A 23,221-nucleotide genomic window follows, 5' to 3' on the forward strand; every position below is an offset into this window, starting at 1 on the left:
GGCCAATGCCAGCAAAAAGCTGGCAGTTCTTACATCACCGGGTCAGGGCGTTGCAGGGAATTGCACTGCAGTTCATAGCGCAATTCTTCGATCAGCGAAGCGACCGACTCTGCTGTTTGTAGCGTGCTCATGTTCAGGCCACTGACCACCAGGTCCACCTGACCCGACACCGGGTGATAGAGCTTGACGGTCAGCCAGTGTTCGCCGGTGATACTGCATTCACAGGCCAGGGGTGAAAAACTGTGCTCGATCAGCATCCTCAACTGCACCAGCGTAATCATTGCGACGGGCCCTGGTGGCTTGATGCAGGGTGTAACGGGTTCATGGGGCTATTCCTTTTGGCGGTTTACGCAGGGGGCGTACAGGTGACTTCAAGTCTCCTGCTGCATCCCCAGCCTAAGAGCCCCCACACCGGGTCGACACATGAATTTGCACCCTGCGCCTTAGTGCAATTGCACCTTAGCGCTGCCCCTTGGGCCGCCACTCGCTGGAGAACAGCCCCCGCTCCCGCGCCCAGACAATCGCCTCGCTGCGACTGTGTATATCGAGCTTGGAATACACCGCAGCCGCATGGTTGCGCACCGTGTTCGGCGCCAGCTTCAGGCGCGCGGCGATTTCCTTGTCGGCCAGGCCTTCGCAAATCAAGCCCAGCACATCGCGCTCACGGGCGGTCAGGTCAGTGAAGGACAGGTTGGGCAACTGCGCAGAATTCACGCTCTTCACGTTGGCCAGTTTTTCGATCAGCGTGCGGCTGAACCAGGAGGCGTCCTTCATCACTTCCTCGATGGCCGCCACCAGCTCCAGCTCGGTGCGCTTGCGCTCGGTGATGTCCATCAACACCAGCAGATAACAGGGTGTGCCCTGAATGTTCACGGTGTCCGCCGACACCGTGCAATCGATCAGCCCGGCGTCTTTTCTACGCACACGCACATCGATGCGGTCCAGGCTGCCGGTTTTCTCCAGGGCGGCGAACAGCTGGAGGCGTGCGTGCCGGTCTTCGAAGAAGTCGATCTGCGCAATGCCGATCCCACGCACCTCTTCACCGGGATAACCCAGGGTATCAAGGAAGGCTTCGTTGACATCCAGCACCAACTGATCCGCCGCGCGGCATACCAGTATCGGCACCGGCGACAGGCGAAAGGCCTTGGCGAAACGTTCTTCGCTTTGGCGCAGGGCGATTTCAGCCTTGTGCCGGGGCTCCATGTCGACAAAGGAAAACAGCATGCAGGCTTCGTCGTTGAGCTCCAGCGGCTGGCCGGCCACGATTACTTGCTTGCGACCACCGTCGGCCAAGCGCAACTCGGCCTGCATCTGGGGAATGGTCGCCCCTTCGCATAGACGCTGCCTGGCCAGTTCTTTGTGCTCGGCCTGGTCCAGCACGTCCAGCTCATAGGTCGAAGTGCCGATCACCTGGTCACGGGAGTAACCGGTCATTTCGAGGAACCCCGGGTTGACCTTGATGTAGCGCAAATCACTGAGCCGACAAATCACCGCCGGTGCCGGATTGGCCGTGAAGGTTTTTTCAAAACGCTGCTCGGCGCTGGCCCACTCGGTGACATCGTCCATGATCAACACCAGAGATTCCGGATCGCCACGGCTGTCGGCCAATACCAGGCTGCGCACGCGATGGACCCAGGTACGCGCTTCGTCCGCCGCCGGCGTCACTTCCACCAACACATCGCTGAACGTCTCGCCGCGCGCGACCCGGCTGATCGGGTAGCTGTCGACCGGCACCCCATGATTGTTGCGATAGCGCAAGGCGAAGCGTTTGGCATATGCCGCGGCAGTGGCACCCAGGTCACTGACTTGCGAAACACCGTGCATGGCCAGCGCCGCCTCGTTGGCCCACAGGATGCTCTGGTCGGGATCGAGCAGAATAACCCCGTCGGACAGTCCGGCGATGATCTGCTGCAACTGGCGGCGATTGGTTTCCGTGCTCAGGACGTCCTGGCTCATTGCATCTCCACAAGAATGGCGACCCTGTGAAGAATACGACCGCCCGGGCTTGCAATAGTGCAAAGAAACCTTGTGGGAGCGAGCCTGCTCCGGGCGGCTGTTTGACTAGTACAGATTCAACGATGCCTCCAGCCCTGCCAATTTTTCCGGATTACGCATGATGAACCGGTTGGGAGTTGCGATCTTTTGATCTTCAAGCCGCCAGTTTCCCCTTCGCGATGGCCTCAGAAGCCGCCAGCATCGCCCGCAACAACACCGCACACCCGGCCGCCAGATCATCCGGCGCGGCGTTTTCGATTTCGTTGTGGCTGATACCGCCTTCGCACGGCACAAAGATCATCCCCGCCGGACCGAGTTCGGCGAGGAAGATCGCGTCGTGCCCTGCTCCGCTGACGATATCCATGTGCGACAGGCCCAGGCCTTGGGCAGCGCCGCGCACCGCCTCGACGCAGCCCTTGTCGAAGTACAGCGGCGGGAAGTCGGCAGTCGGGGTGAGTTCGAAGGTCAGGCCATGTTCGTCGCAGGTGGTTTCGATGACTTCACGCACTTCGGCGATCATCGAGTCCAGGCGTTCCGGTTCCAGGTGGCGGAAATCCAGGGTCATGCGCACTTCGCCGGGAATGACATTGCGCGAGCCGGGATAGGCTTGCAGACAACCGACGGTGCCACAGGCATGAGGTTGATGGCTGAGGGCGGCGCGGTTGAGCGCACCGACGATCACTGCGGCGCCGACCAGGGCGTCCTTGCGCAGGTGCATCGGGGTCGGGCCGGCGTGGGCTTCGACGCCACGCAGTTTCAGGTCGAACCACTTCTGCCCGAGCGCGCCCATGACCACGCCTATGGTCTTGCGTTCGTCTTCAAGTATCGGGCCTTGCTCGATATGGGCTTCGAAATAGGCCCCGACTTTGTGGCCGCTGACTTTACGCGGGCCGGCGTAGCCAATGGCATTCAACGCGTCACCCACGGTCACGCCATCGGCATCGACCTTGGCCAGGGTTTCTTCGAGGGTGAATTTTTCCGCGAACACACCGGAGCCCATCATGCACGGGGCAAAGCGCGAGCCTTCTTCGTTGGTCCATACCACCACCTCCAGCGGTGCTTCGGTTTCGATGTTCAGGTCATTGAGGGTGCGCAGGACCTCGACGCCTGCCAAGACACCGAAGCAGCCATCGAACTTGCCGCCCGTGGGCTGGGTGTCGATGTGACTGCCGGTCATCACCGGTGGCAGGTCGGGATTGCGCCCGGGGCGACGGGCGAAGATGTTGCCGACGGCGTCGATGCTGACCGTGCAGCCGGCATCGACACACCATTTGACGAAGATGTCCCGAGCCTGGCGATCGAGATCGGTCAGGGCCAGGCGACACACGCCCCCCTTGACCGTGGCGCCGAGTTTGGCCAGCTCCATGAGCGACTGCCACAGGCGGTCGCGGTTGATGTGTTGATGGCTGGACTGCAGAACGTCGACGGCCGCGTTCATGATGATCTCCTCTGGCTGTTCTTGTGTGTTTCTTCAGGTGTTTCTTCGGTGGACTCAAAGCCCTCATCGCGAGCAAGCTCGCTCCCACATTGGATCTCCAGTGTTTACAGATCCCCTGTGGGAGCGAGCTTGCTCGCGATAGGGCCAGTGCTCACACCGCCGATTTCGCTACAGATGGACTGGGCCACATCACACTCAACCCGTAATAAATAACCCCACCCAGCGCCGAGCCGGTGAACCAGCCGTAGCTGTAAAACCAGCTGAAGACATCGCTGCCAAGCGACAGCAGCGTCAACACCACCGGCACGCCGAAGGCCATGAAACCGCTCCAGTTCCACGCCGGATACACGTCATCGCGGTACAGGCCGGCAAGGTCCAGCTGCTGTTTCTTGATCAGGAAATAGTCCACCACCATGATCCCGGCGATCGGCCCGAGCAGGCTGGAATAGCCGAGCAACCAGTTGGAATAGACGGTTTCCAGGCTGAGGTCGGACACGATCAGGCCGAGCTTTTTCAACAGCTCACGGGCCATCAACGCCAAGCCGACGAAGCCGGTCAGCAGCACGGCATTGGTGCGGTTGATCACTTTGGGGGCGATGTTCTGGAAGTCATTGGTCGGCGACACGATATTGGCTGCGGTATTGGTCGACAGCGTGGCGATGATGATCAGCGCCATGGCCAGTGCGACCCACACCGGGCTCTGGATATGGCCGATCAGGGTCACCGGATCGGAAACCGTCACGCCCACCAGTTTCACCGAGGCCGCGGTCATCACCACACCCAGGGAAGCAAACAGGAACATGGTCAACGGCAGGCCGATGATCTGCCCGACAATCTGATCCTTCTGGCTTTTCGCGTAGCGGCTGAAGTCCGGAATGTTCAGTGACAACGTGGCCCAGAAACCGACCATCGCGGTCAGCCCGGCGGCGAAGTAACTGGCTACCCCGGCGCCTTCGGGACGCTTGGCCGGAATCGCCAGCAACTCGGTCATCGACACGTTCGGCATGGCCCAGACCAGCAGCCCTACACCCACCAGAACCAACAGCGGTGCAGACAGGGTTTCCAGCCATTTGATCGACTCGGCGCCGCGTATCACCACCCACAGGTTCAGCGCCCAGAACACCATGAAGCCAATGACCTCGCCGGTGCCGCCCAGGGACTTCCAGCCCTCGAACACCGAACCGAGGAACAGGTGAATCGCCAGCCCGCCGAACATGGTCTGGATGCCGAACCAGCCGCACGCCACCAGGGCGCGGATCAGGCACGGAATATTGGAACCGAGCACGCCGAAGGACGAGCGCAGCAACACCGGAAAGGGAATGCCGTACTTGGTGCCGGGAAAGGCGTTCAGGGTCAGGGGAATCAGCACGATGATGTTGGCAAACAGAATCGCCAGCAGCGCTTCACCGACCGTCAGGCCGAAGTACGCGGTCAGCACGCCACCGAGGGTATAGGTCGGCACGCAGATCGCCATGCCCACCCACAGCGCGGTGATGTGCCATTTGTTCCAGGTGCGTTCGCGCACCTTGGTCGGTGCAATGTCGTGGTTGTAACGGGGACTGTCGAGGACATCGCTGCCGGCTTCCAGCTCAAACAAGCCGTCGCGCTCGGTCACTTGCGATCTGATCTGTTGCATGGCCGCTCCACTGTTCTTTGAATTATTTTTTTGCTCATCGGGGACTGGCGGCATCAATAAACGTGCCGGGTACCCCGATTACGCATCGGGCAGTTCCATAAACACATTGCAACCAACTGATGTTTATCAGTTTTATTCGCTGACTCGACTATTTGTCAGGCCACTCAGGCCGAATGCCAGGCAAGTTGTCCGGACAGTCAGGACTCAAACTGGTGCGTTGATCTTTTTTTCAATGGCCGCGCATCAACCATAGACCATACTCAAACAGCTGATTTCACATAAGAAATCTTGACTATTTTTCGATCCTGTCAAGTGCGTCAAAATGGTGAGGTCGCTCACCATTTTGGTGATTCTTGTATTTAATCGTTAAATATCAATCAGTTAATAACTGAATAAGCTTATAAAAAATATTCTTGCCGATTCGAATAACTGCAGCTAGCGTTTAATCCTGACAGCATTGACAGGAATACACCTGTTGACGCTGGCGTCACATAAAACATCTAGAGCCGGCACAAGCCGGTCATTGCCTGCGAGGAACTCGGAATGTCTCTGTTGATCCGTGGCGCCACCGTTATTACCCATGATGAAAGTTATCGCGCCGATGTGTATTGCGCAGACGGCGTGATCAAGGCCATCGGCGAAAAACTCGATATCCCTGCAGGCGCCGAAGTGCTCGACGGCAGCGGCCAATACCTGATGCCCGGCGGCATCGACCCGCACACCCACATGCAACTGCCGTTCATGGGCACCGTGGCCAGCGAAGACTTCTACAGTGGCACGGCGGCAGGACTGGCTGGCGGCACCACCTCGATCATCGACTTCGTGATTCCCAATCCGCAGCAATCCTTGCTCGAAGCCTTCCATCAATGGCGCGGCTGGGCCGAGAAGTCGGCGTCGGACTACGGCTTTCACGTCGCCATCACCTGGTGGAGCGAACAGGTCCGCGAGGAAATGGCCGAACTGGTCAGCCAGCACGGCGTCAACAGCTTCAAGCACTTCATGGCCTACAAGAACGCGATCATGGCCGCCGATGACACCCTGGTGGCGAGCTTCGAACGCTGCCTGGAACTGGGCGCGGTACCGACCGTGCATGCGGAAAACGGCGAACTGGTCTATCACCTGCAACGCAAGCTGATGGCCCAGGGCATCACCGGGCCGGAAGCGCATCCGCTGTCGCGGCCATCACAGGTTGAAGGCGAGGCCGCGAGCCGGGCGATCCGCATCGCCGAAACCCTGGGTACGCCGCTGTATCTGGTGCACGTCTCGACCAAGGAAGCCCTCGACGAAATCACCTACGCCCGGGGCAAGGGCCAGCCGGTCTACGGCGAAGTGCTGGCTGGGCACCTGCTGCTGGACGACAGTGTCTACCGCCACCCGGACTGGCAAACCGCCGCCGGTTATGTGATGAGCCCGCCGTTCCGCCCTCGCGGTCATCAAGAGGCGCTCTGGCATGGCCTGCAATCGGGCAACCTGCACACCACCGCCACCGACCACTGCTGCTTCTGCGCCGAGCAAAAAGCCGCAGGTCGCGACGACTTCAGCAAGATCCCCAACGGTACCGCCGGCATCGAAGACCGCATGGCGGTGTTGTGGGATGAAGGGGTGAACAGCGGACGCTTCTCGATGCAGCAATTCGTCGCCCTGACGTCCACCAACACCGCGAAGATCTTCAACCTCTACCCACGCAAAGGCGCGATTCGTGTGGGGGCCGATGCCGACCTGGTGCTGTGGGACCCGCAAGGCACGCGGACCATTTCCGCCAAGACCCACCATCAGCAGGTGGACTTCAACATCTTCGAAGGCAAGACCGTGCGCGGCGTGCCCAGCCACACCATCAGCCAGGGCCGGGTGGTCTGGGCCGACGGTGACCTGCGGGCCGAGCGTGGCGCCGGGCGCTACATCGAACGGCCGGCGTACCCGGCGGTGTTTGATTTGCTGAGCAAGCGGGCCGAGCTGAATCAGCCGGTCGCTGTGAAACGCTGAAAGCGGCCTGCGGCCTATCGCGAGCAAGCTCGCTCCCACAGGTTTTGTGAACACCCGAGATCCTGTGGGAGCGAGCTTGCTCGCGATGAGGCCGGTACAGGCAACACAAAACAATGCCCATCAGAGGCAATACCTCAAATAACCGTGAGGCCAACACCGTGATCAAGACCCTGGACCACCTCCCGCATCCCGTTGAGAATGCGGCCGCCCTCGCCGGCCATTTCACCGACCTGGCGCCGCCGCTCAACGAGCGACAGGCGCACCTGGAAGCTTCGCGCTGCCTGTATTGCTACGACGCGCCCTGCGTGAATGCCTGTCCGAGCGAAATCGACATCCCCTCGTTCATCCGCAATATCCAGCAGGACAACGTGCAAGGCGCCGCGCAGAAGATCCTTTCGGCCAACATCCTCGGCGGCAGTTGCGCCCGGGTGTGCCCGACGGAAATCCTTTGCCAGCAAGCCTGCGTGCGCAACAACGCCCACGAATGCGCGCCGGTCATGATCGGCCTGTTGCAGCGCTACGCCGTGGACAACGCCAACTTCAGCACTCACCCGTTCCAGCGTGCTGCAGCCACCGGCAAACGCATCGCCGTGGTGGGCGCAGGTCCAGCCGGATTGTCCTGCGCCCACCGCAGCGCCATGCACGGGCATGACGTGGTGATCTTCGAGGCGCGGGAAAAAGCTGGCGGCCTCAATGAATACGGGATCGCCAAATACAAACTGGTGGACGACTACGCGCAACGGGAGCTTGAGTTCCTGCTGGAAATCGGCGGAATCGAAATCCGCCACGGGCAAAAACTCGGGGACAACCTGACCCTCAGCGAACTGCATCAACAGTTCGATGCGGTGTTCCTCGGCCTCGGGCTCAATGCCAGCAAGCAACTGGGCCTGGACCACGAAGACGCGCCCGGCCTGCTCGCCGCCACCGACTACATCCGCGAACTGCGCCAGGCCGATGACCTGAGCCAATTGCCCCTGGCCGACCATTGCATCGTCCTCGGCGCGGGCAACACCGCCATTGACATGGCCGTGCAAATGGCCCGTCTCGGCGCCCGTGACGTGAACCTGGTGTACCGGCGCGGCGTCGAAGACATGGGCGCCACCCATCACGAACAGGAGATTGCCAAGGCCAATCAGGTGCGGCTGATGACCTGGGCACAACCTGAAGAAGTGCTACTCGACGACCACGGCCGGGTGCGCGGCATGCGCTTCGCCCGCACCCATCTGGTCGAAGGTCGCCTGCAAACCACCGGTGAAACCTTCGAACTGGCCGCCGACGCGATCTTCAAGGCCATCGGCCAGGCCTTCGACAGCGACGCCCTGGCCGATCCGCTGGCGCGCGAACTCAAGCGCCAGGGCGAGCGCATCGCCGTCGATGAACAGCTGCGCACCAGCATCCCCGGCGTGTATGCCGGCGGCGACTGCACCAGCCTCGATCAAGACCTCACCGTGCAAGCGGTGCAACACGGCAAGCGCGCCGCCGAGGCGATCAACGCTCAACTGATGCTCAACGTGGAGGCTGCGTAAATGGCCGATCTGTCGATTGTCTTCGCCGGCATCAAGGCACCCAATCCGTTCTGGCTGGCCTCCGCGCCACCCACCGACAAAGCCTATAACGTGGTCCGCGCCTTCGAGGCCGGATGGGGCGGCGTGGTCTGGAAAACCCTGGGGGAAGATCCGGCGGCGGTGAACGTGTCGTCGCGCTACTCGGCGCACTTCGGGGCGAACAGGGAGGTGCTTGGTTTTAACAACATCGAGCTGATCACCGACCGCTCGCTGGAGATCAACCTGCGGGAAATCACCCAGGTCAAAAAGGACTGGCCGGACCGCGCGCTGATCGTGTCCTTGATGGTGCCCTGCGTCGAGGAATCCTGGAAACACATCCTGCCGCTGGTGGAAGCCACTGGCGCCGACGGCATCGAACTGAACTTCGGTTGCCCCCACGGCATGCCGGAACGCGGCATGGGCGCCGCGGTCGGCCAGGTGCCGGAATACGTGGAACAGGTCACGCGCTGGTGCAAGACCTATTGCTCGCTGCCGGTGATCGTCAAGCTCACGCCGAACATCACCGACATCCGCATCGCCGCCCGCGCGGCCCACCGTGGCGGTGCCGATGCGGTGTCGCTGATCAACACCATCAACTCGATCACCAGCGTCAACCTCGAACGCATGGTGGCCAATCCCATGGTCGGCAGCCAGAGCACCCATGGCGGTTACTGTGGCTCGGCCGTCAAGCCGATTGCCTTGAACATGGTCGCCGAAATCGCCCGTGACCCGCAGACCCAAGGCCTGCCAATCAGCGGCATCGGCGGCATTGGCAACTGGCGCGACGCCGCGGAATTCATCGCGTTGGGCAGCGGCGCGGTGCAGGTGTGCACGGCGGCGATGCTGCATGGCTTCCGGATTGTCGAAGACATGAAGGACGGCTTGTCACGCTGGATGGACAGTCAGGGCTACGCCAGCGTTTCGGAGTTTTCCGGCCGCGCGGTGGGCAACACCACGGACTGGAAGTACCTGGACATCAACTATCAGGTGATCGCGAAAATCGACCAGGAGGCGTGCATCGGCTGTGGTCGTTGCCACATTGCCTGTGAGGACACCTCGCACCAGGCCGTGGCCAGCCTCAAGCAAGCGGATGGCACGCACAAGTACCAGGTGATCGATGAGGAGTGCGTGGGCTGCAACCTGTGCCAGATCACCTGCCCGGTGCAGGACTGTATCGAGATGGTGCCGGTGGAGACTGGCAAGCCGTTCCTGGACTGGAATCATGATCCGAGGAATCCGTATCACGTCAGCCCTTGAGGCCAGCGGCGCCTGAGCTGACGCCATCGCGAGCAAGCTCGCTCCCACAGGGATCGCATAAACACCGAGATCCCCTGTGGGAGCGGGCTTGCCCGCGAAGAGGCCAGCAGCCACACCACAAAACTCAAGGCTCCAACCCGATCCCCCGCAAAATCACACTGGTCACCGTCTGCACTGCTTTTTCAAATTGCATGTCCGACAGCGGCTGGTGGTCGTTGAGAATATTCACCTGGTGATCGAAGTCGGCATAGTGCTGGGTCGAGGCCCAGATCATGTACAACAGGCTCGACGGCTCCACCGGCAGGATGCGTTTGTCGTCCACCCACTGGCGGATTTTCGCTTCCTTCATCTTGGCCCAGTCGTACAGGCTCGCATCCAGCGCTGCGCCGAGGGTCGGCGCGCCGTGGATGATTTCGTTGGCCCAGACTTTCGACCCATAAGGCCGGCTGCGGGAATGGTTCATCTTGGCGCGGATGTAGCTGCTGAGCACCACGCGCGGGTCGTCGAACATCTCGAAGCACAGCGCGTCCTGCTTCCAGACTTCCAGCAAATCGAACAGCACTGCGCTGTACAGTTCGGTCTTGGTGCTGAAGTAGTAATGCAGGTTGGAACGCGGCAGTTGCACTTGCGCGGCGATGTCGGCCATGGCCGTGCTGCCGAAGCCCTTTTCAGCGAAGACCTTTTCCGCCCCCAGCAGGATTTTTTCGACGTTACTGCGACGAATCTCGATCTTGTGATTGCCCATGCGGGTCCCCGACAACAGCGTTGAGCAAGACTAGCATCCGCTCTGGACTGCGGCGACAGGGGAAAACGAATCTCCGTACAGCCGCAGTCAGAAAGCTGAGAGCCTAATCCACCCCGCCACAAGTCATCGTATAACTTCCGATTGACAACCCCCAAAAATCCCGCAAATATCGCCCGCAATGTTGTACGACGACGTATGACAACTATAAAAACAAGAAACAAGGGAGCGTCACCGTGAGCAAGCTCGTCCGCAATTCGTCCGCCCGTTCTTCGCGTGCATACCTTTCTCGTCGTCATACCCTGAGCCTGATCGGCTGCAGCGGGCTGGCCCTCGCCTTGCCCATCACCGGCCAGGCCGCAGGTTTCACCGACGACGCCAAGGCCACGCTGAACCTGCGTAACGCCTACATCAACCGCAACTACACCAACCCGGCCTACCCCCAGGGCAAGGCTGAAGAGTGGACGCAAAACTTCATTCTCGATGCCAGGTCCGGGTTCACCCAGGGCACCGTGGGTTTCGGTGTCGATGTACTGGGCCTGTATTCGCAGAAGCTCGATGGCGGCAAGGGCACTGGCGGTACGCAGCTGTTGCCGATCCACGACGACGGCCGCCCCGCCGACAATTTCGGCCGCTTGGGCGTGGCGCTCAAAGGCAAGATTTCGAAAACCGAATTGAAGGTCGGTGAATGGATGCCGGTGCTGCCGATCCTGCGCTCCGACGATGGCCGCTCACTGCCGCAAACCTTCCAGGGCGCCCAGGTGACGTCCACCGAAATCAGCGGCCTGACGCTGTATGGCGGTCAATTCCAGAAAAACAGCCCGCGCAATGACGCGAGCATGGAAGACATGTTCATGAACGGAAAAACCGCGTTCACCTCCGACCGTTTCAACTTCGGCGGCGGTGAATACGCGTTCAATGAAAAGCGCACGCAGGTCGGCGTCTGGTACTCGGAACTGAGCGACATCTACCAGCAGCAATACTTCAACCTGACCCACAGCCAGCCCGTCGGCGACTGGACCCTGGGGGCCAACCTGGGCTACTTCATCGGCAAGGAAGACGGCAGCGCCAAGGCCGGTGACCTCGACAACAAGACCGCGTTTGCCCTGCTCTCGGCCAAATATGGCGGCAACACCTTCTATGTCGGCCTGCAAAAGCTCACCGGCGACGACGTGTGGATGCGGGTCAATGGCACCAGCGGCGGCACCCTGGCCAACGACAGCTACAACTCCAGCTATGACAACGCCCGGGAGAAATCCTGGCAGGTACGCCACGACTACAACTTCGTCGCCCTCGGCATTCCCGGCCTGACCCTGATGAACCGCTACATCAGCGGTGACAACGTGCACACCGGCGCCATCACCGACGGCAAGGAATGGGGCCGCGAATCCGAACTGGCCTACACGGTGCAGAGCGGTGCGCTGAAAAACCTCAACGTGAAATGGCGTAACGCGAGTATCCGCAAGAGTTTCAGCACCAACGAATTCGATGAAAACCGCATTTTCATCAGCTATCCGATTTCGTTGTTGTAACTCTCGGGATCAAATCGCCCTCTGTAGGAGCGAGCTTGCTCGCGATGGTCGTCAACGATAACGCTGGAAACCTGATACCCCGTGGCGTTCTCGGGTTCATCGCGAGCAGGCTCGCTCCTACAGGACAGGACAGGACAGGACGACCCTCCGTCAATTTCCACCCATGCCGCGTTGACAAGCAGCGGAAACCCTAACGATACTTCAACCAAGTCATACGACAACCTACAACAAATCAAAAACAACAACCGCGCACCCAGGATTCCCATGACCACCACAGCAACCGCCCGCCCCCCTTTCAACCGCCTTCTGCTGACCGGCGCCGCCGGTGGCCTCGGCAAAGTCCTGCGCGAAAGCCTGCGCCCTTACGCCAATGTCATTCGCCTGTCGGACATCGCCGACATCGCGCCCGCCATCGATGATCGCGAAGAAGTGATGCCGTGCGACCTCGCCGACAAGCAAGCGGTGCATCAACTGGTCGAAGGCGTGGACGCGATCCTGCACTTCGGCGGCGTGTCGACCGAGCACTCGTTCGAACAGATCCTCGGCGCCAACATCTGTGGCGTGTTCCACATCTACGAAGCCGCGCGCCGCCATGGGGTGAAGCGGGTGATCTTCGCCAGTTCCAACCATGTGATCGGCTTCTACCGGCAGGACGAAGTCATCGACGCCCACTCCCCTCGCCGCCCCGACAGCTACTACGGCCTGTCCAAGTCCTATGGCGAGGACATGGCCACGTTCTACTTCGACCGCTATGGCATCGAGACCGTCAGCGTGCGCATCGGCTCCTCATTCCCCGAGCCGCACAACCGGCGGATGATGAGCACCTGGCTGAGTTTCGGCGACCTGACGCAACTGCTCGAACGTGCCTTGTACACCCCGAACGTCGGCCACACCGTGGTCTACGGCGTGTCCGACAACAAGGACGTCTGGTGGGACAACCGCTACGCTACGGCCCTGGGTTTTGTCGCGCAGGACAGCTCCGAACAGTTCCGCGAAAAAATCGAAGCCCAGCCGATGCCTGCCGCCGATGACCCGGCGCGGCTGTACCAGGGCGGCGCCTTTTGCGTAGCCGGCCCGTTCGGTGACTGAACCTTCGCGCCCCGCTTGATCCCCACAACAAAAACCAAGGGAATGAGTTGCCATGCAAGCTGAATTGATTGTCGACGCCCGTAACGCAGTCGGTGAAAGCCCGGTCTGGGTGCCTGAGGAAAGCGCTCTGTACTGGGTCGATATTCCCGCCGGCGGTTTACAGCGCTGGAGTGCCGACACCGGGCAGGTGACTACCTGGAAAACCCCGCAGATGCTCGCTTGCATCGCGCCTCATGCCGACGGCGGCTGGGTCACCGGCATGGAAAGCGGGTTCTTCCGTGTGCATCCGCGCAACGACGGCAGCCTCGACAGTGAACCCTTGGCCCACGTCGACCATGCCCGCGCCGACATGCGCCTGAACGACGGCCGCTGCGATCGTCAGGGCCGCTTCTGGGCCGGCAGCATGGTGCTGAACATGGGCGCCAACGCCGCCGGAAGGTTGTACCGCTACAGCGCCGGGCAACGCGGGCCGCTCGATTCCAGGCTGAGCGGGTTCATCGTGCCCAACGGCCTGGGCTTCAGCCCGGACGGGCGCACGATGTACCTGTCCGACTCCCATCCGCAGATCCAGCAGATCTGGGCCTTCGACTACGACACCGAAACCGGCACCCCTTCCAACCGCCGCGTGTTCGTTGACATGAACCGGCACGAAGGCCGACCCGACGGTGCAGCGGTGGACGCCGATGGCTGCTACTGGATTTGCGCCAACGACGCCGGCTTGATCCACCGTTTTACCCCCGATGGCCGACTTGACCGTTCCCTGGCCGTACCGGTGAAAAAACCCACCATGTGCGCCTTCGGTGGCCCTCGACTGGACACGCTGTTCGTGACCTCAATCCGCCCCGGCGACGACCATGACCCGCAGTCACTGGCCGGGGGCGTGTTCGCGCTCGATCCTGGCGTGAAGGGATTGCCGGAACCGCGATTTCAGGATCAGTGATGACCATGACGCCCGCACTTCTCGAGCTCGAAGACGAATACACTCAGCTGACACTCGCCCCCGAACTCGGCGCCAGCATCGTCAACTGGACCGTGCGCAGCAGCGGACAGCCCTTGCTGCGCCACGCCGATGAGCACGCCCTGAACACCGGCCTGCCCGGCAAGCTCGGCTGCTTTCCCTTGATCCCCTGGTCCAACCGCATTGCCGAAGGCGGTTTCGATTGCCCCGATGGCTGGCTGGCACTGGCGCCCAACAGCCTCACCGATCCCCTGCCGATCCATGGCAGCGCCTGGCAGCAGGCGTGGGATGTGGTTTCCCGGTCGGAAAATGAAGTGGTCCTGCAACTCGACAGCACAACCCCCTTCGCTTATCGCGCCCGCCAGCGTTTCCATCTGAGCCAGGGCAAACTCAGCATCGAACTGAGCGTCACCCATCTGGCTGAACCTGCCGCCTGGCATGGTCTGGGTCTGCATCCGTATCTGCCGCGCACCGCCAACACCCGACTGCAGGCCGCGGCTCGCGAGGTATGGTTGTGCAACGAGAAAAAACTACCGACGCAACTCAGCCCATTGCCAGTCGAGTGGGATTTTCAGCAACTGAAGCCATTGCCCGAATCGCTCGTGGACAACGGCTTCTGCGAATGGAACGGCCACTGCCTGATCCGCCAGCCCGACCTCGGATACGAACTGGACTGTCAAGCCACCGGCAGCGATTACTACCTGCTCTACTGCCCCGTGGGCCTGGAATTTTTCTGCATCGAACCGGTGAGCCACCCGGTCAACGCGCACCACTTGCCCGGTCGGCCGGGGTTGCGTTTGCTGGAACAAGGTCAAGCCATCGAACTGGGCTTGACCCTGCAGTATCGGCCGTTTCAGGCAGACGCCCCCAACAGTTGACTCAACACCGCTCGCAACTTGCCAGGCTTCACCGGTTTGTTCAGCAAGGGGGCGTTGAGCCGCTGCAACGCACGCCGACAATGGTCGGTGCGGTCGGCAGTAATGATCACCGCAGGAATGTCCTGGTGGAAATGCTCACGCAAATGTCGCACCACATCACAGCCGACCACCCCGTGATCGAGGTGGTAGTCCGCGAGAATCAGCTCCGGCGCCTGCCCGCCTAATGCCTCCAGCGCAGCCGCTTCATCGGTGGCGACCAGAACGTCGCAGCCCCACTGCCCGAGCAACGCGCCCATGCTTTGGAGAATGCTCACTTCGTTGTCGATCACCAGTAAACGGCGTCCCGGCAACGGGTTGCCGGTGCCCGGCTGTGGCACCGCCTGGCTCACGGGCAATGGAACCTCGTCGGATAACGGCACCTCGATGCTGAACATCGAACCCCGCCCCGGCAACGAGTGAACGCCAATCCTGTAGCCAAGGATCTTGGCGATGCGCTCGACAATCGCCAACCCCAGGCCCACGCCCTTGCGGTCGGCGGCGCGGCCGACGTCCAGTTGGTTGAACTCGAGGAAGATCGAATCGAGCCGGTCGGCGGCGATGCCACGCCCGGTGTCCCAGACCTCCAGGCGCAACATCTCGCCCCGACGCCTTGCCGCCAGCAGGATGCTGCCTTCATCGGTGTAGCGGCAGGCATTGCTGAGGAAGTTGCGCAGGATCCGCGTCATCAGGCGCAAGTCGGTGCTGATGGCGTAATCGGCCATGTGCACCCGCAGGTTCAAACCGGCCGCCTGGGCGACGGACTGGAACTCCGACACCAGAGGCCCCAGCAGTTCGTCGAGGCGGTACAACGCAACGTCCGGCTTGACCGCGGCCTGATCGAGCCGGGAAATGTCCAGCAGATCCGTCAGCAGGTCTTCGGCGCCTTCCAGGGCCTGGTGAGTGCGTTCCACCAGCACCTGCTCAGCTTGCGGCAACTTGCGTTCGCGCAAGGTCGAAATCAGCAACCGCGCGGCGTTCAGCGGTTGCAGCAGGTCGTGGCTGGCGGCGGCGAGGTATTTGTCCTTGCTGTGGTTGGCGGCCTCGGCGGCATCGCGGGCATCGCGCAAGGCCTTGGCAATCTGTTTACGCTGGGTGATCTGCTGCTGAAGGTTACGGTTGGCTTCGAGCAATTCATCGGTGCGCGCGACGACGCGCTGCTCCAGTTCGTCATTGAGTTGCTGCAGGCGTCGCTGGGCCAGCTTGCGCTCGGTGATATCGGAGACGAACCCTTCCACCAGGCCTTCCTGGCCGGGCTTGAGCAGCAGGTTCATCAACACATCCAGGTGACTGCCATCCTTGCGCCGCAAGCGGGTTTCATAGCCGTGCAGGCTGCGCTGGTGCCTGAGGATTTCGCCGATGGCTTCCAGTTCCTGCGCGCCGTCGACGAACAGGGTGCTGCCCAGGTCGGTCAGGGAGAACAGCACCTCCTGCGGGTCCTGGTAGCCGAGCATGTGTGCCAGCGCCGGGTTGGCGGCGCGCATGCCATCGTGCAGGCTGGCCTGGAAGATCCCGTGCACCGCGTTTTCGAACAGCCACTTGTAGCGGTTGCGCTCGGCTTCCAGATCATCCAGGCGCGCGGCCAGTTCCGGGTAATGACTCTTGCGCGCAGAATGGCTGCCCAGCCCCAGCAGCCCGGTCAGGGCCCGTTGTTGCTCGTCAGAGGGCTTCGCCATAGACGACCTCGACATCACGCTGGCTGGATTCGCGCGGGTTGGTCAGGATGCACGGATCGTGCATCGCATGTTGCGACAGGAACGGAATGTCCGAGGTCCTGACGCCATGCAAACCGAGGGTTTCGTGAAAGCCGATGGCGTGCTTGAGGGCGATCAGGTGTTCGACCAGGCGCCCGCAGATCTGCCGGTGATTCAGACCCCGGCAGTCGATACCGAACGTCTCGGCGATCACCTTGAAACGCTCTGGTGCCGAGTTGTAATTGAAGGCCACCACATGCTCGACCAGCACCGCGTTGCACAGGCCGTGGGGCAGGTCGAGAAAACCGCCGAGGCTGTGGGACATGGCATGCACCGCGCCCAGGATGGCGTTGGAGAACGCCAGCCCGGCCTGCATGCTGCCGAGCATGATCTTCTCGCGCAGGGCAATGTCGCTCGGGTTGGCGATCATCTGCACCAGGTTGCCATTGATCAGGCGCATCGCCTCCAGCGCATGAGGATCGGTCAACGGCCCGTGGCCGGTGGACACGAAGGCTTCGATGGCATGCACCAAGGCGTCGATGCCGGTGCAGGCCGACAGGAACGGATCCATGCTCAGGGTGGTTTCCGGGTCGATCAGCGAAACATCCGGCACCACGGCCTTGCTGACGATGGAGAACTTCATGCGCTCCTGCTGATTGGAAATGATCACGAATTGCGAGACATCGGCCGAGGTGCCGGCGGTGGTCGGAATCAGGATCAGCGGCGGGCTGGGCACGCGGATGGTATCAACGCCCTCGAAATCGAGAATGCTGCGGCCATGGGCGACGACAATGCCGATGCCTTTGCCGCAGTCCATCGGGCTGCCGCCGCCCACTGCGACGATCACGTCGCAGTGGTTTTCCCGGTACATTTCGGCACCGAGCATCACCTCTTCAACCCGAGGGTTGGGCGAGACATCGCTGTACAGGCAGTACTCGATGCCCAGCGCCTGCAGGCTGGCCTCGACATCGGCGACCCAACCGGCGGCGATCACGCCGGGGTCACTGACCACCAGGACCTTGCGTGCGCCAAAGGTCTTGGCGTAATTGCCGACACTGTGCCGGCTACCGGCACCGAAGATGATTTCGGGGGAAACGAACTTGCGCAACTGGTTGAGACTCTGGCTCATTGGAAAGCCTGTTTTTATTGTTTTGGAAGGTAGAAACCACACTAAACCATCCTGCCGTGAATGCAATCAGACCAATGGCTGGATTCACCACAGCCCCCCTGTAGGAGCGAGCTTGCTCGCGATGGTGTGTCAGTCGACACCCATTTTTCTGACACTCCATCGCGAGCAAGCTCGCTCCTACAGGGGGTTGTGTCGTTCGGGTTAGCCGCGGTAGATCAGCTGCGAAGCCTTCGCGTTGCGCAGCGTCAGGTGTTCGATCCCCAACCCCGGCGCCTCGGCTTCCTCGCGGGCCTTGAGGATCACCCCGTGATGGGGCGACTTGCTGCACACCGGGTCGGCATTGGCGGCATCACCGGTCAACATGAAGGCCTGGCAGCGGCACCCTCCCAGGTCCTTGTGCTTTTCGTCGCAGGAACGGCACGGCTCTTTCATCCAGTCGTCGCCGCGAAAACGATTGAAGCCGAATGAATCGTTCCAGATGTGCGAGAGGCTGTGTTCGCGCACGTTGGGAAACGCTACCGGCAACTGTCGGGCGCTGTGGCAAGGCAAGGCGGTGCCGTCGGGGGTGATGTCGAGAAACAGGTTGGCCCAGCCGTTCATGCAGGTCTTGGGACGTTCCTCGTAGTAGTCCGGGGTGACGAAGATCAGCTTGCACGGGTGGCCCTGGGCTTCAAGGCGTTCGCGGTATTGGTTAGTGATGCGCTCGGCGCGCTGCAATTGCTCGCGGGTGGGCAGCAGGCCGACGCGGTTGAGTTCAGCCCAGCCGTAGAACTGGCAGGTGGCCAATTCGACAAAGTCCGCCTCCAGCTCCAGGCACAGCTCGATGATCTGCGCGATCCGGTCGATGTTGTGCCGATGGGTGACGAAGTTCAGCACCATCGGATAGCCCTGGGCTTTCACCGCACGGGCCATGGCGAGTTTCTGGGCAAAGGCCTTGCGCGAACCGGCGAGCATGTTGTTCACCGCTTCGTCGGCGGCCTGGAAGCTGATCTGGATATGATCCAGCCCGGCCACCTTGAAGTCGCGCACCTTCTGCTCAGTCAGGCCGATGCCGGAGGTGATCAGATTGGTGTAATAGCCCATGTCCCGGGCGGCCTTGATCAGTTCGGCGAGGTCCTGGCGCACCAGCGGCTCACCACCGGAAAAGCCCAATTGCGCGGCGCCCATGTCCCGCGCCTCGCGAAATACGCGAATCCATTCTTGCGTGCTCAGTTCCTCGCCGTGCCGGGCAAAGTCCAACGGATTGGAGCAATAGGGGCACTGCAACGGACAGCGGTAAGTCAGCTCGGCGAGCAGCCACAACGGCGGTCCGGGCAGCGTCTCACTCGATCCAGAATTGCGCATGGGCTACCTCCAGAAACGCCAGCACGTCTTCGTCGATCCCGGGTACGCCGGGGAAATTCGCGCTCAATCGCTCAATGATCGCCGCCACGCTGCGCTGGCCATCCACCAGATCGAGAATCTGCCCGGCACTGGCGTTGAGCTTGATCATGCCTTCGGGGTACAGCAGCACATGGCAGTCCTGACGGGGCTCCCATTGCAGACGAAAACCGCGACGCAAGGCCGGTGACTGTTGGCGATCGATCAGGCTCACAGGGCGATCCCCCGATGCCAGACGTTGTCGCCGGTAACCGTGTGATACGGCGGGCGCGCAAGTTCGTAGGCCATGCTCATGGCATCGAGCATGCTCCACAGCACGTCGAGCTTGAATTGCAGGATCTGCAGCATGCGTTGTTGCCCCTCGGCCGTCACGTAGTGCGCCAGGGTGATGCGCAACCCATGCTCGACATCGCGCCGTGCCTGACTCAGGCGCGTGCGGAAATAGTCGTAGCCGGCGACGTCGATCCACGGGTAATGGGTCGGCCAGGCATCGAGTCGCGACTGATGGATCTGTGGGGCAAAGAGTTCGGTCAGCGAGCTGCTGGCCGCTTCCTGCCAGCAGGCGCGACGGGCGAAATTGACGTAGGCGTCCACCGCGAAACGCACGCCGGGCAGCACCAGCTCCTGGGAGAGGATCTGCTCACGATCCAGACCCACGGCTTCGCCCAGGCGCAGCCAGGCTTCGATTCCGCCCTCGCTGCCGGGGACGCCGTCGTGGTCGAGAATCCGTTGCAGCCACTCCCGGCGCACGTCGCGGTCCGGGCAGTTGGCGAGAATCGCGGCGTCCTTCAGGGGAATGTTGATCTGATAGTAGAAGCGATTGGCGACCCAGCCCTGGATCTGCTCGCGGCTGGCGCGGCCGGCGTACATGGCTTGATGGAAAGGATGGTGGATGTGGTAGTAGGCGCCCTTGGCGCGCAGGGCGGCTTCGAATTCTGTGGGGGACATGGGAGTGTCGGTCATTGCGGGTCTCCGGGGAATCTTCGGTGTCTGTTCCGGCCTCTTCGCGGGCAAGCCCGCTCCCACAGGGTTCGGCAGTGTCCACAAAACCTGTGGGAGCGGGCTTGCCCGCGAAGGCGTCCTTCGCTACAGCTCAATACTCATGCCGTCATAAGCCACTTCAATCCCCCGCCGCTCCAGCAAAGCCCGCTCGGCCGAGTCTTCATCGAGAATGGGATTGGTGTTGTTGATGTGGATCAGCACCTTGCGCTGGCAGTTGAAACCCTCCAGCACTTCAAGCATCCCGCCGGGGCCGCTTTGTGGGAGGTGCCCCATTTCGCTGCCCAGGCTCTGGCCGACTTCGCAGATACGCATCTCGTCATCGCGCCACAGGGTGCCGTCCAGCAGCAGGCAATCGGCACGCTGCATCCAGCCCAGCACTTCATCGTCGATTCGGCCAAGGCCCGGGGCATAGAACAGCGAGGCGCCGTTGCGCAGGTCTTCGATGAACAGGCCAATGGTGTCGCCTGGTTGCGGGTTGCCGCGATTGGGCGAATACGGCGGCGCGTTACTCACCAGGGGAATCGCGCGAAATTGCAAATGCCCGCAGGCCGCTATGCCGAACGGCTGGCGATCGAGGCCGACCGGTTGCCATTGCAGTCCGCCGTTCCAGTGTCCGAGCATGTTGAACAACGGGAAACCGCTGCTCAGGTCCTGATGCACACGCTCGGTGCACCAGACGTCATGGGGGCAGCCTTCGCGCAAGCTGAGCAAACCGGTGCAATGGTCGATCTGGCTGTCCAGCAGCACGATGCCGGCGATGGCGCTGTCACGCAGGCGCCGCGCCGGTTGCAGAGGCGCAAAACTTTCGAGTTGCGCGCGAATGTCCGGTGACGCGTTGCACAGCACCCACTCCACACCGTCGTCACTCAGGGCAATCGACGACTGCGTACGGCGCTGGGCCCGCAGGCTGCCATTGCGCACACCGGCGCACTGGCGGCAGTTGCAGTTCCATTGCGGAAAACCACCGCCAGCGGCGGAACCGAGAACGCGGATGTGCATGGCAGATGCTCCGGAAGGCAGGCCCGGCCAACGCATCGGCTGGCCGGGTGATCAATCAACGGTTGGCGAAATACATCGTCACTTCGAAGCCAATGCGCAGATCGGTAAACGCGGGTTTAGTCCACATGGGTCATTCCTCTTCTTGTGCCGGGTGATTCCGGTAGAGCCATTAATGCACGGGGCGTTGAGTGCCCGAATGCTACTTTCGAAGGAGGTGGCGGGGTGATTTGGTAGGGGGTGCCGAGCAAATTTCCAGAACCCCACATCCCCATGTGGGAGCGAGCCTGCTCGCGAAAGCGGTCTGACAGTCGACATCAACGGCGAATGTGCTGACCTCTTCGCGAGCAGGCTCGCTCCCACAGGTTTTTCAGTGTTCTTGAGTGATCAGAAGAACCCCAGCGGATTGATGTCGTAGCTCACCAGCAGGTTTTTGGTCTGCTGATAGTGGTCGAGCATCATCTTGTGGTTTTCCCGGCCGACGCCGGACTTCTTGTACCCGCCGAACGCGGCGTGCGCGGGGTACAGGTGGTAGCAGTTGGTCCACACCCGTCCGGCCTTGATCGCCCGGCCCATGCGGTAGGCGCGGTTGATGTCGCGGGTCCACAGGCCGGCGCCGAGGCCGAACTCGCTGTCGTTGGCAATCGCCAGGGCTTCGGCTTCGTCCTTGAAGGTGGTGACACCCACCACCGGGCCGAAGATTTCTTCCTGGAACACGCGCATCTTGTTGTGGCCCTTGAGCAGGGTCGGCTGGATGTAGTAACCGCTGGACAGGTCGCCCTCCAGACGCTCGGCCGCGCCGCCGGTGAGCAGCTCGGCGCCCTCCTCCTGGGCAATGGTCAGGTACGAGAGGATCTTGTCGTATTGCTGCTCGGACGCCTGGGCGCCGACCATGGTCTCGGTGTCCAGCGGGTTGCCGCGCTTGATCCTGGCGATCTTCTTCATCACCTCGGCCATGAACGGCTCGTAGATCGACTCCTGCACCAGCGCCCGGGACGGGCAGGTGCAGACTTCGCCCTGGTTGAAGAACGCCAGCACCAGGCCTTCGGCGGCTTTTTCGATGAACGCCGGTTCCGCGTTCATGATGTCCTCGAAGAAGATGTTCGGCGACTTGCCGCCCAGTTCAACGGTGCTCGGGATGATGTTCTCGGCGGCGCAATGCATGATGTGCGCGCCCACCGGGGTCGAACCGGTGAAGGCGATCTTGGCGATGCGCTTGCTGGTGGCCAGGGCCTCGCCGGCTTCGCGACCGAAGCCCTGGACGATGTTCAGCACGCCCGCTGGCAGCAGGTCAGCGATCAGCTCGGCGAACACCATGATCGACAGCGGCGTTTGCTCGGCAGGCTTGAGCACTATGCAGTTGCCGGCGGCGAGCGCCGGGGCGAGTTTCCAGGCGGCCATCAGCAGCGGGAAATTCCACGGAATGATCTGCCCGACCACGCCCAGGGGCTCATGGAAGTGATAGGCCGTGGTCAGCTCGTTGATCTCGGCAGCCCCGCCTTCCTGGGCACGAATGCAGCCGGCGAAGTAACGGAAGTGGTCGGCCGCCAGCGGTACGTCGGCGTTCAGGGTTTCGCGCACGGCCTTGCCGTTGTCCCAGGTTTCGGTGACGGCCAGGACCTCAAGGTTCTGCTCGATGCGGTCGGCGATCTTCAGCAGCACCAGGGAGCGGTCCTGGGCCGAGGTCTTGCCCCAGGCGTCGGCAGCGGCATGGGCGGCGTCGAGGGCCTTGTCGATGTCGGCGGCGCTGGAGCGCGGGAATTCGGCGATCACTTCACCGTTGACCGGCGAGGTGTTGGTGAAGTACTCGCCATTGATCGGGGCAACGAACTCGCCACCGATGAAGTTGCCGTAGCGCGGCTTGAAGGTAATGACGGCGCCTGGGGTTCCGGGTTGTGCGTAGATCATGGTGGGCCTCTGTCTGGGTCGATG

Annotated in this window: 20 protein-coding genes; 7 read left to right on the plus strand and 13 right to left on the minus strand. The window is 61.8% G+C overall.

The features are described from left to right. Positions 1–29 precede the first annotated feature (29 nt). From Q8X48_RS25435 to Q8X48_RS25450, 4 genes are all read right to left on the minus strand, one after another. Positions 30–281, minus strand: a complete 252-nt coding sequence (locus tag Q8X48_RS25435; protein ID WP_015095413.1) for a DUF1652 domain-containing protein — start codon at positions 279–281, stop codon at positions 30–32. 178 nt (positions 282–459) lie between these two features. Then, the gene (locus Q8X48_RS25440) at positions 460–1,956 is read right to left on the minus strand and encodes a helix-turn-helix transcriptional regulator (RefSeq protein ID WP_407801744.1); all 1,497 of its coding nucleotides are present in this window, start codon (positions 1,954–1,956) and stop codon (positions 460–462) included. Between the two features lie 193 nt (positions 1,957–2,149). Beyond that, positions 2,150–3,433 (minus strand): Zn-dependent hydrolase, encoded by a 1,284-nt coding sequence (locus Q8X48_RS25445; protein WP_407801743.1) that lies wholly within the window; start codon positions 3,431–3,433, stop codon positions 2,150–2,152. Positions 3,434–3,584: 151 nt separating this feature from the next. Further along, on the minus strand, positions 3,585–5,069 hold the full coding sequence (locus Q8X48_RS25450; protein ID WP_407801742.1) for an NCS1 family nucleobase:cation symporter-1: 1,485 nt from the start codon (positions 5,067–5,069) through the stop codon (positions 3,585–3,587). 543 nt (positions 5,070–5,612) lie between these two features. On the opposite strand from Q8X48_RS25450, the gene hydA reads away from it, so the two are divergent. The 3 genes from hydA to preA all read left to right on the plus strand — a co-directional run bounded on the left by hydA (position 5,613) and on the right by preA (position 9,853). Further along, a complete protein-coding gene (hydA, locus tag Q8X48_RS25455) occupies positions 5,613–7,052 on the plus strand; it encodes a dihydropyrimidinase (protein WP_102674546.1) in 1,440 nt (479 codons plus the stop codon). A 158-nt stretch (positions 7,053–7,210) separates the two neighbouring features. Beyond that, a complete protein-coding gene (locus tag Q8X48_RS25460) occupies positions 7,211–8,578 on the plus strand; it encodes an NAD(P)-dependent oxidoreductase (protein ID WP_407801785.1) in 1,368 nt (455 codons plus the stop codon). Then, positions 8,579–9,853: an NAD-dependent dihydropyrimidine dehydrogenase subunit PreA gene (preA, locus tag Q8X48_RS25465; protein WP_407801741.1), complete on the plus strand. Its 1,275-nt coding sequence runs from the start codon at positions 8,579–8,581 to the stop codon at positions 9,851–9,853. Between the two features lie 124 nt (positions 9,854–9,977). Here preA and Q8X48_RS25470 read toward each other — a convergent pair whose 3' ends face one another. After that, positions 9,978–10,598, minus strand: a complete 621-nt coding sequence (locus tag Q8X48_RS25470; protein ID WP_015095419.1) for a TetR/AcrR family transcriptional regulator — start codon at positions 10,596–10,598, stop codon at positions 9,978–9,980. 233 nt (positions 10,599–10,831) lie between these two features. On the opposite strand from Q8X48_RS25470, the gene Q8X48_RS25475 reads away from it, so the two are divergent. From Q8X48_RS25475 to Q8X48_RS25490, 4 genes are all read left to right on the plus strand, one after another. Further along, positions 10,832–12,127: an OprD family porin gene (locus Q8X48_RS25475; protein ID WP_126046085.1), complete on the plus strand. Its 1,296-nt coding sequence runs from the start codon at positions 10,832–10,834 to the stop codon at positions 12,125–12,127. Between the two features lie 264 nt (positions 12,128–12,391). After that, positions 12,392–13,216, plus strand: a complete 825-nt coding sequence (locus Q8X48_RS25480; protein ID WP_095967651.1) for an NAD-dependent epimerase/dehydratase family protein — start codon at positions 12,392–12,394, stop codon at positions 13,214–13,216. A 52-nt stretch (positions 13,217–13,268) separates the two neighbouring features. Next, a complete protein-coding gene (locus Q8X48_RS25485) occupies positions 13,269–14,156 on the plus strand; it encodes an SMP-30/gluconolactonase/LRE family protein (protein ID WP_407801739.1) in 888 nt (295 codons plus the stop codon). Between the two features lie 5 nt (positions 14,157–14,161). Beyond that, positions 14,162–15,052, plus strand: coding sequence for an aldose 1-epimerase (locus tag Q8X48_RS25490; RefSeq protein ID WP_407801738.1), 891 nt, complete (start codon positions 14,162–14,164; stop codon positions 15,050–15,052). Here the strand turns inward: Q8X48_RS25490 and Q8X48_RS25495 are convergent. The 8 genes from Q8X48_RS25495 to exaC form a co-directional block, all read right to left on the minus strand. Beyond that, a complete protein-coding gene (locus Q8X48_RS25495; protein ID WP_407801737.1) occupies positions 15,028–16,764 on the minus strand; it encodes a PAS domain-containing hybrid sensor histidine kinase/response regulator in 1,737 nt (578 codons plus the stop codon). The two genes, Q8X48_RS25490 and Q8X48_RS25495, sit on opposite strands and share 25 nt — an antisense overlap. Continuing rightward, the gene (gene ercA, locus Q8X48_RS25500; protein WP_007972176.1) at positions 16,748–17,911 is read right to left on the minus strand and encodes an alcohol dehydrogenase-like regulatory protein ErcA; all 1,164 of its coding nucleotides are present in this window, start codon (positions 17,909–17,911) and stop codon (positions 16,748–16,750) included. The genes Q8X48_RS25495 and ercA overlap by 17 nt, the downstream gene beginning before the upstream one ends. 201 nt (positions 17,912–18,112) lie before the next feature. Then, positions 18,113–19,255 carry a pyrroloquinoline quinone biosynthesis protein PqqE gene (pqqE, locus tag Q8X48_RS25505; protein ID WP_407801736.1) on the minus strand — a complete coding sequence of 381 codons (1,143 nt, stop codon included), beginning with the start codon at positions 19,253–19,255 and terminating at the stop codon, positions 18,113–18,115. After that, positions 19,233–19,505, minus strand: a complete 273-nt coding sequence (pqqD, locus tag Q8X48_RS25510) for a pyrroloquinoline quinone biosynthesis peptide chaperone PqqD (RefSeq protein ID WP_007972043.1) — start codon at positions 19,503–19,505, stop codon at positions 19,233–19,235. Before pqqD ends, pqqE begins: the two co-directional genes overlap by 23 nt. Beyond that, positions 19,502–20,254 (minus strand): pyrroloquinoline-quinone synthase PqqC, encoded by a 753-nt coding sequence (pqqC, locus tag Q8X48_RS25515; protein WP_407801735.1) that lies wholly within the window; start codon positions 20,252–20,254, stop codon positions 19,502–19,504. Before pqqC ends, pqqD begins: the two co-directional genes overlap by 4 nt. Before the next feature lie 123 nt (positions 20,255–20,377). Further along, a complete protein-coding gene (gene pqqB / locus Q8X48_RS25520; protein WP_407801734.1) occupies positions 20,378–21,292 on the minus strand; it encodes a pyrroloquinoline quinone biosynthesis protein PqqB in 915 nt (304 codons plus the stop codon). A gap of 55 nt (positions 21,293–21,347) precedes the next feature. After that, a complete protein-coding gene (gene pqqA, locus Q8X48_RS25525; RefSeq protein ID WP_003253598.1) occupies positions 21,348–21,419 on the minus strand; it encodes a pyrroloquinoline quinone precursor peptide PqqA in 72 nt (23 codons plus the stop codon). 257 nt (positions 21,420–21,676) lie between these two features. Then, on the minus strand, positions 21,677–23,197 hold the full coding sequence (gene exaC / locus Q8X48_RS25530; RefSeq protein ID WP_015095428.1) for an acetaldehyde dehydrogenase ExaC: 1,521 nt from the start codon (positions 23,195–23,197) through the stop codon (positions 21,677–21,679). Positions 23,198–23,221: the final 24 nt, after the last annotated feature.

This window comes from Pseudomonas sp. QLc11A, from assembly GCF_052112305.1.
Classification (GTDB): Bacteria; Pseudomonadota; Gammaproteobacteria; order Pseudomonadales; family Pseudomonadaceae; genus Aquipseudomonas; species Aquipseudomonas laurylsulfatiphila.

Coding starts and splice junctions, on each gene's coding strand:
- Q8X48_RS25435 (WP_015095413.1), bottom strand. CDS start 281: ATGATTACGCTGGTGCAGTTGAGGATGCTGATCGAGCACAGTTTTTCA.
- Q8X48_RS25440 (WP_407801744.1), bottom strand. CDS start 1,956: ATGAGCCAGGACGTCCTGAGCACGGAAACCAATCGCCGCCAGTTGCAG.
- Q8X48_RS25445 (WP_407801743.1), bottom strand. CDS start 3,433: ATGAACGCGGCCGTCGACGTTCTGCAGTCCAGCCATCAACACATCAAC.
- Q8X48_RS25450 (WP_407801742.1), bottom strand. CDS start 5,069: ATGCAACAGATCAGATCGCAAGTGACCGAGCGCGACGGCTTGTTTGAG.
- hydA (WP_102674546.1), top strand. CDS start 5,613: ATGTCTCTGTTGATCCGTGGCGCCACCGTTATTACCCATGATGAAAGT.
- preA (WP_407801741.1), top strand. CDS start 8,579: ATGGCCGATCTGTCGATTGTCTTCGCCGGCATCAAGGCACCCAATCCG.
- Q8X48_RS25470 (WP_015095419.1), bottom strand. CDS start 10,598: ATGGGCAATCACAAGATCGAGATTCGTCGCAGTAACGTCGAAAAAATC.
- Q8X48_RS25480 (WP_095967651.1), top strand. CDS start 12,392: ATGACCACCACAGCAACCGCCCGCCCCCCTTTCAACCGCCTTCTGCTG.
- Q8X48_RS25485 (WP_407801739.1), top strand. CDS start 13,269: ATGCAAGCTGAATTGATTGTCGACGCCCGTAACGCAGTCGGTGAAAGC.
- Q8X48_RS25490 (WP_407801738.1), top strand. CDS start 14,162: ATGACGCCCGCACTTCTCGAGCTCGAAGACGAATACACTCAGCTGACA.
- Q8X48_RS25495 (WP_407801737.1), bottom strand. CDS start 16,764: ATGGCGAAGCCCTCTGACGAGCAACAACGGGCCCTGACCGGGCTGCTG.
- ercA (WP_007972176.1), bottom strand. CDS start 17,911: ATGAGCCAGAGTCTCAACCAGTTGCGCAAGTTCGTTTCCCCCGAAATC.
- pqqE (WP_407801736.1), bottom strand. CDS start 19,255: ATGCGCAATTCTGGATCGAGTGAGACGCTGCCCGGACCGCCGTTGTGG.
- pqqC (WP_407801735.1), bottom strand. CDS start 20,254: ATGACCGACACTCCCATGTCCCCCACAGAATTCGAAGCCGCCCTGCGC.
- pqqB (WP_407801734.1), bottom strand. CDS start 21,292: ATGCACATCCGCGTTCTCGGTTCCGCCGCTGGCGGTGGTTTTCCGCAA.
- exaC (WP_015095428.1), bottom strand. CDS start 23,197: ATGATCTACGCACAACCCGGAACCCCAGGCGCCGTCATTACCTTCAAG.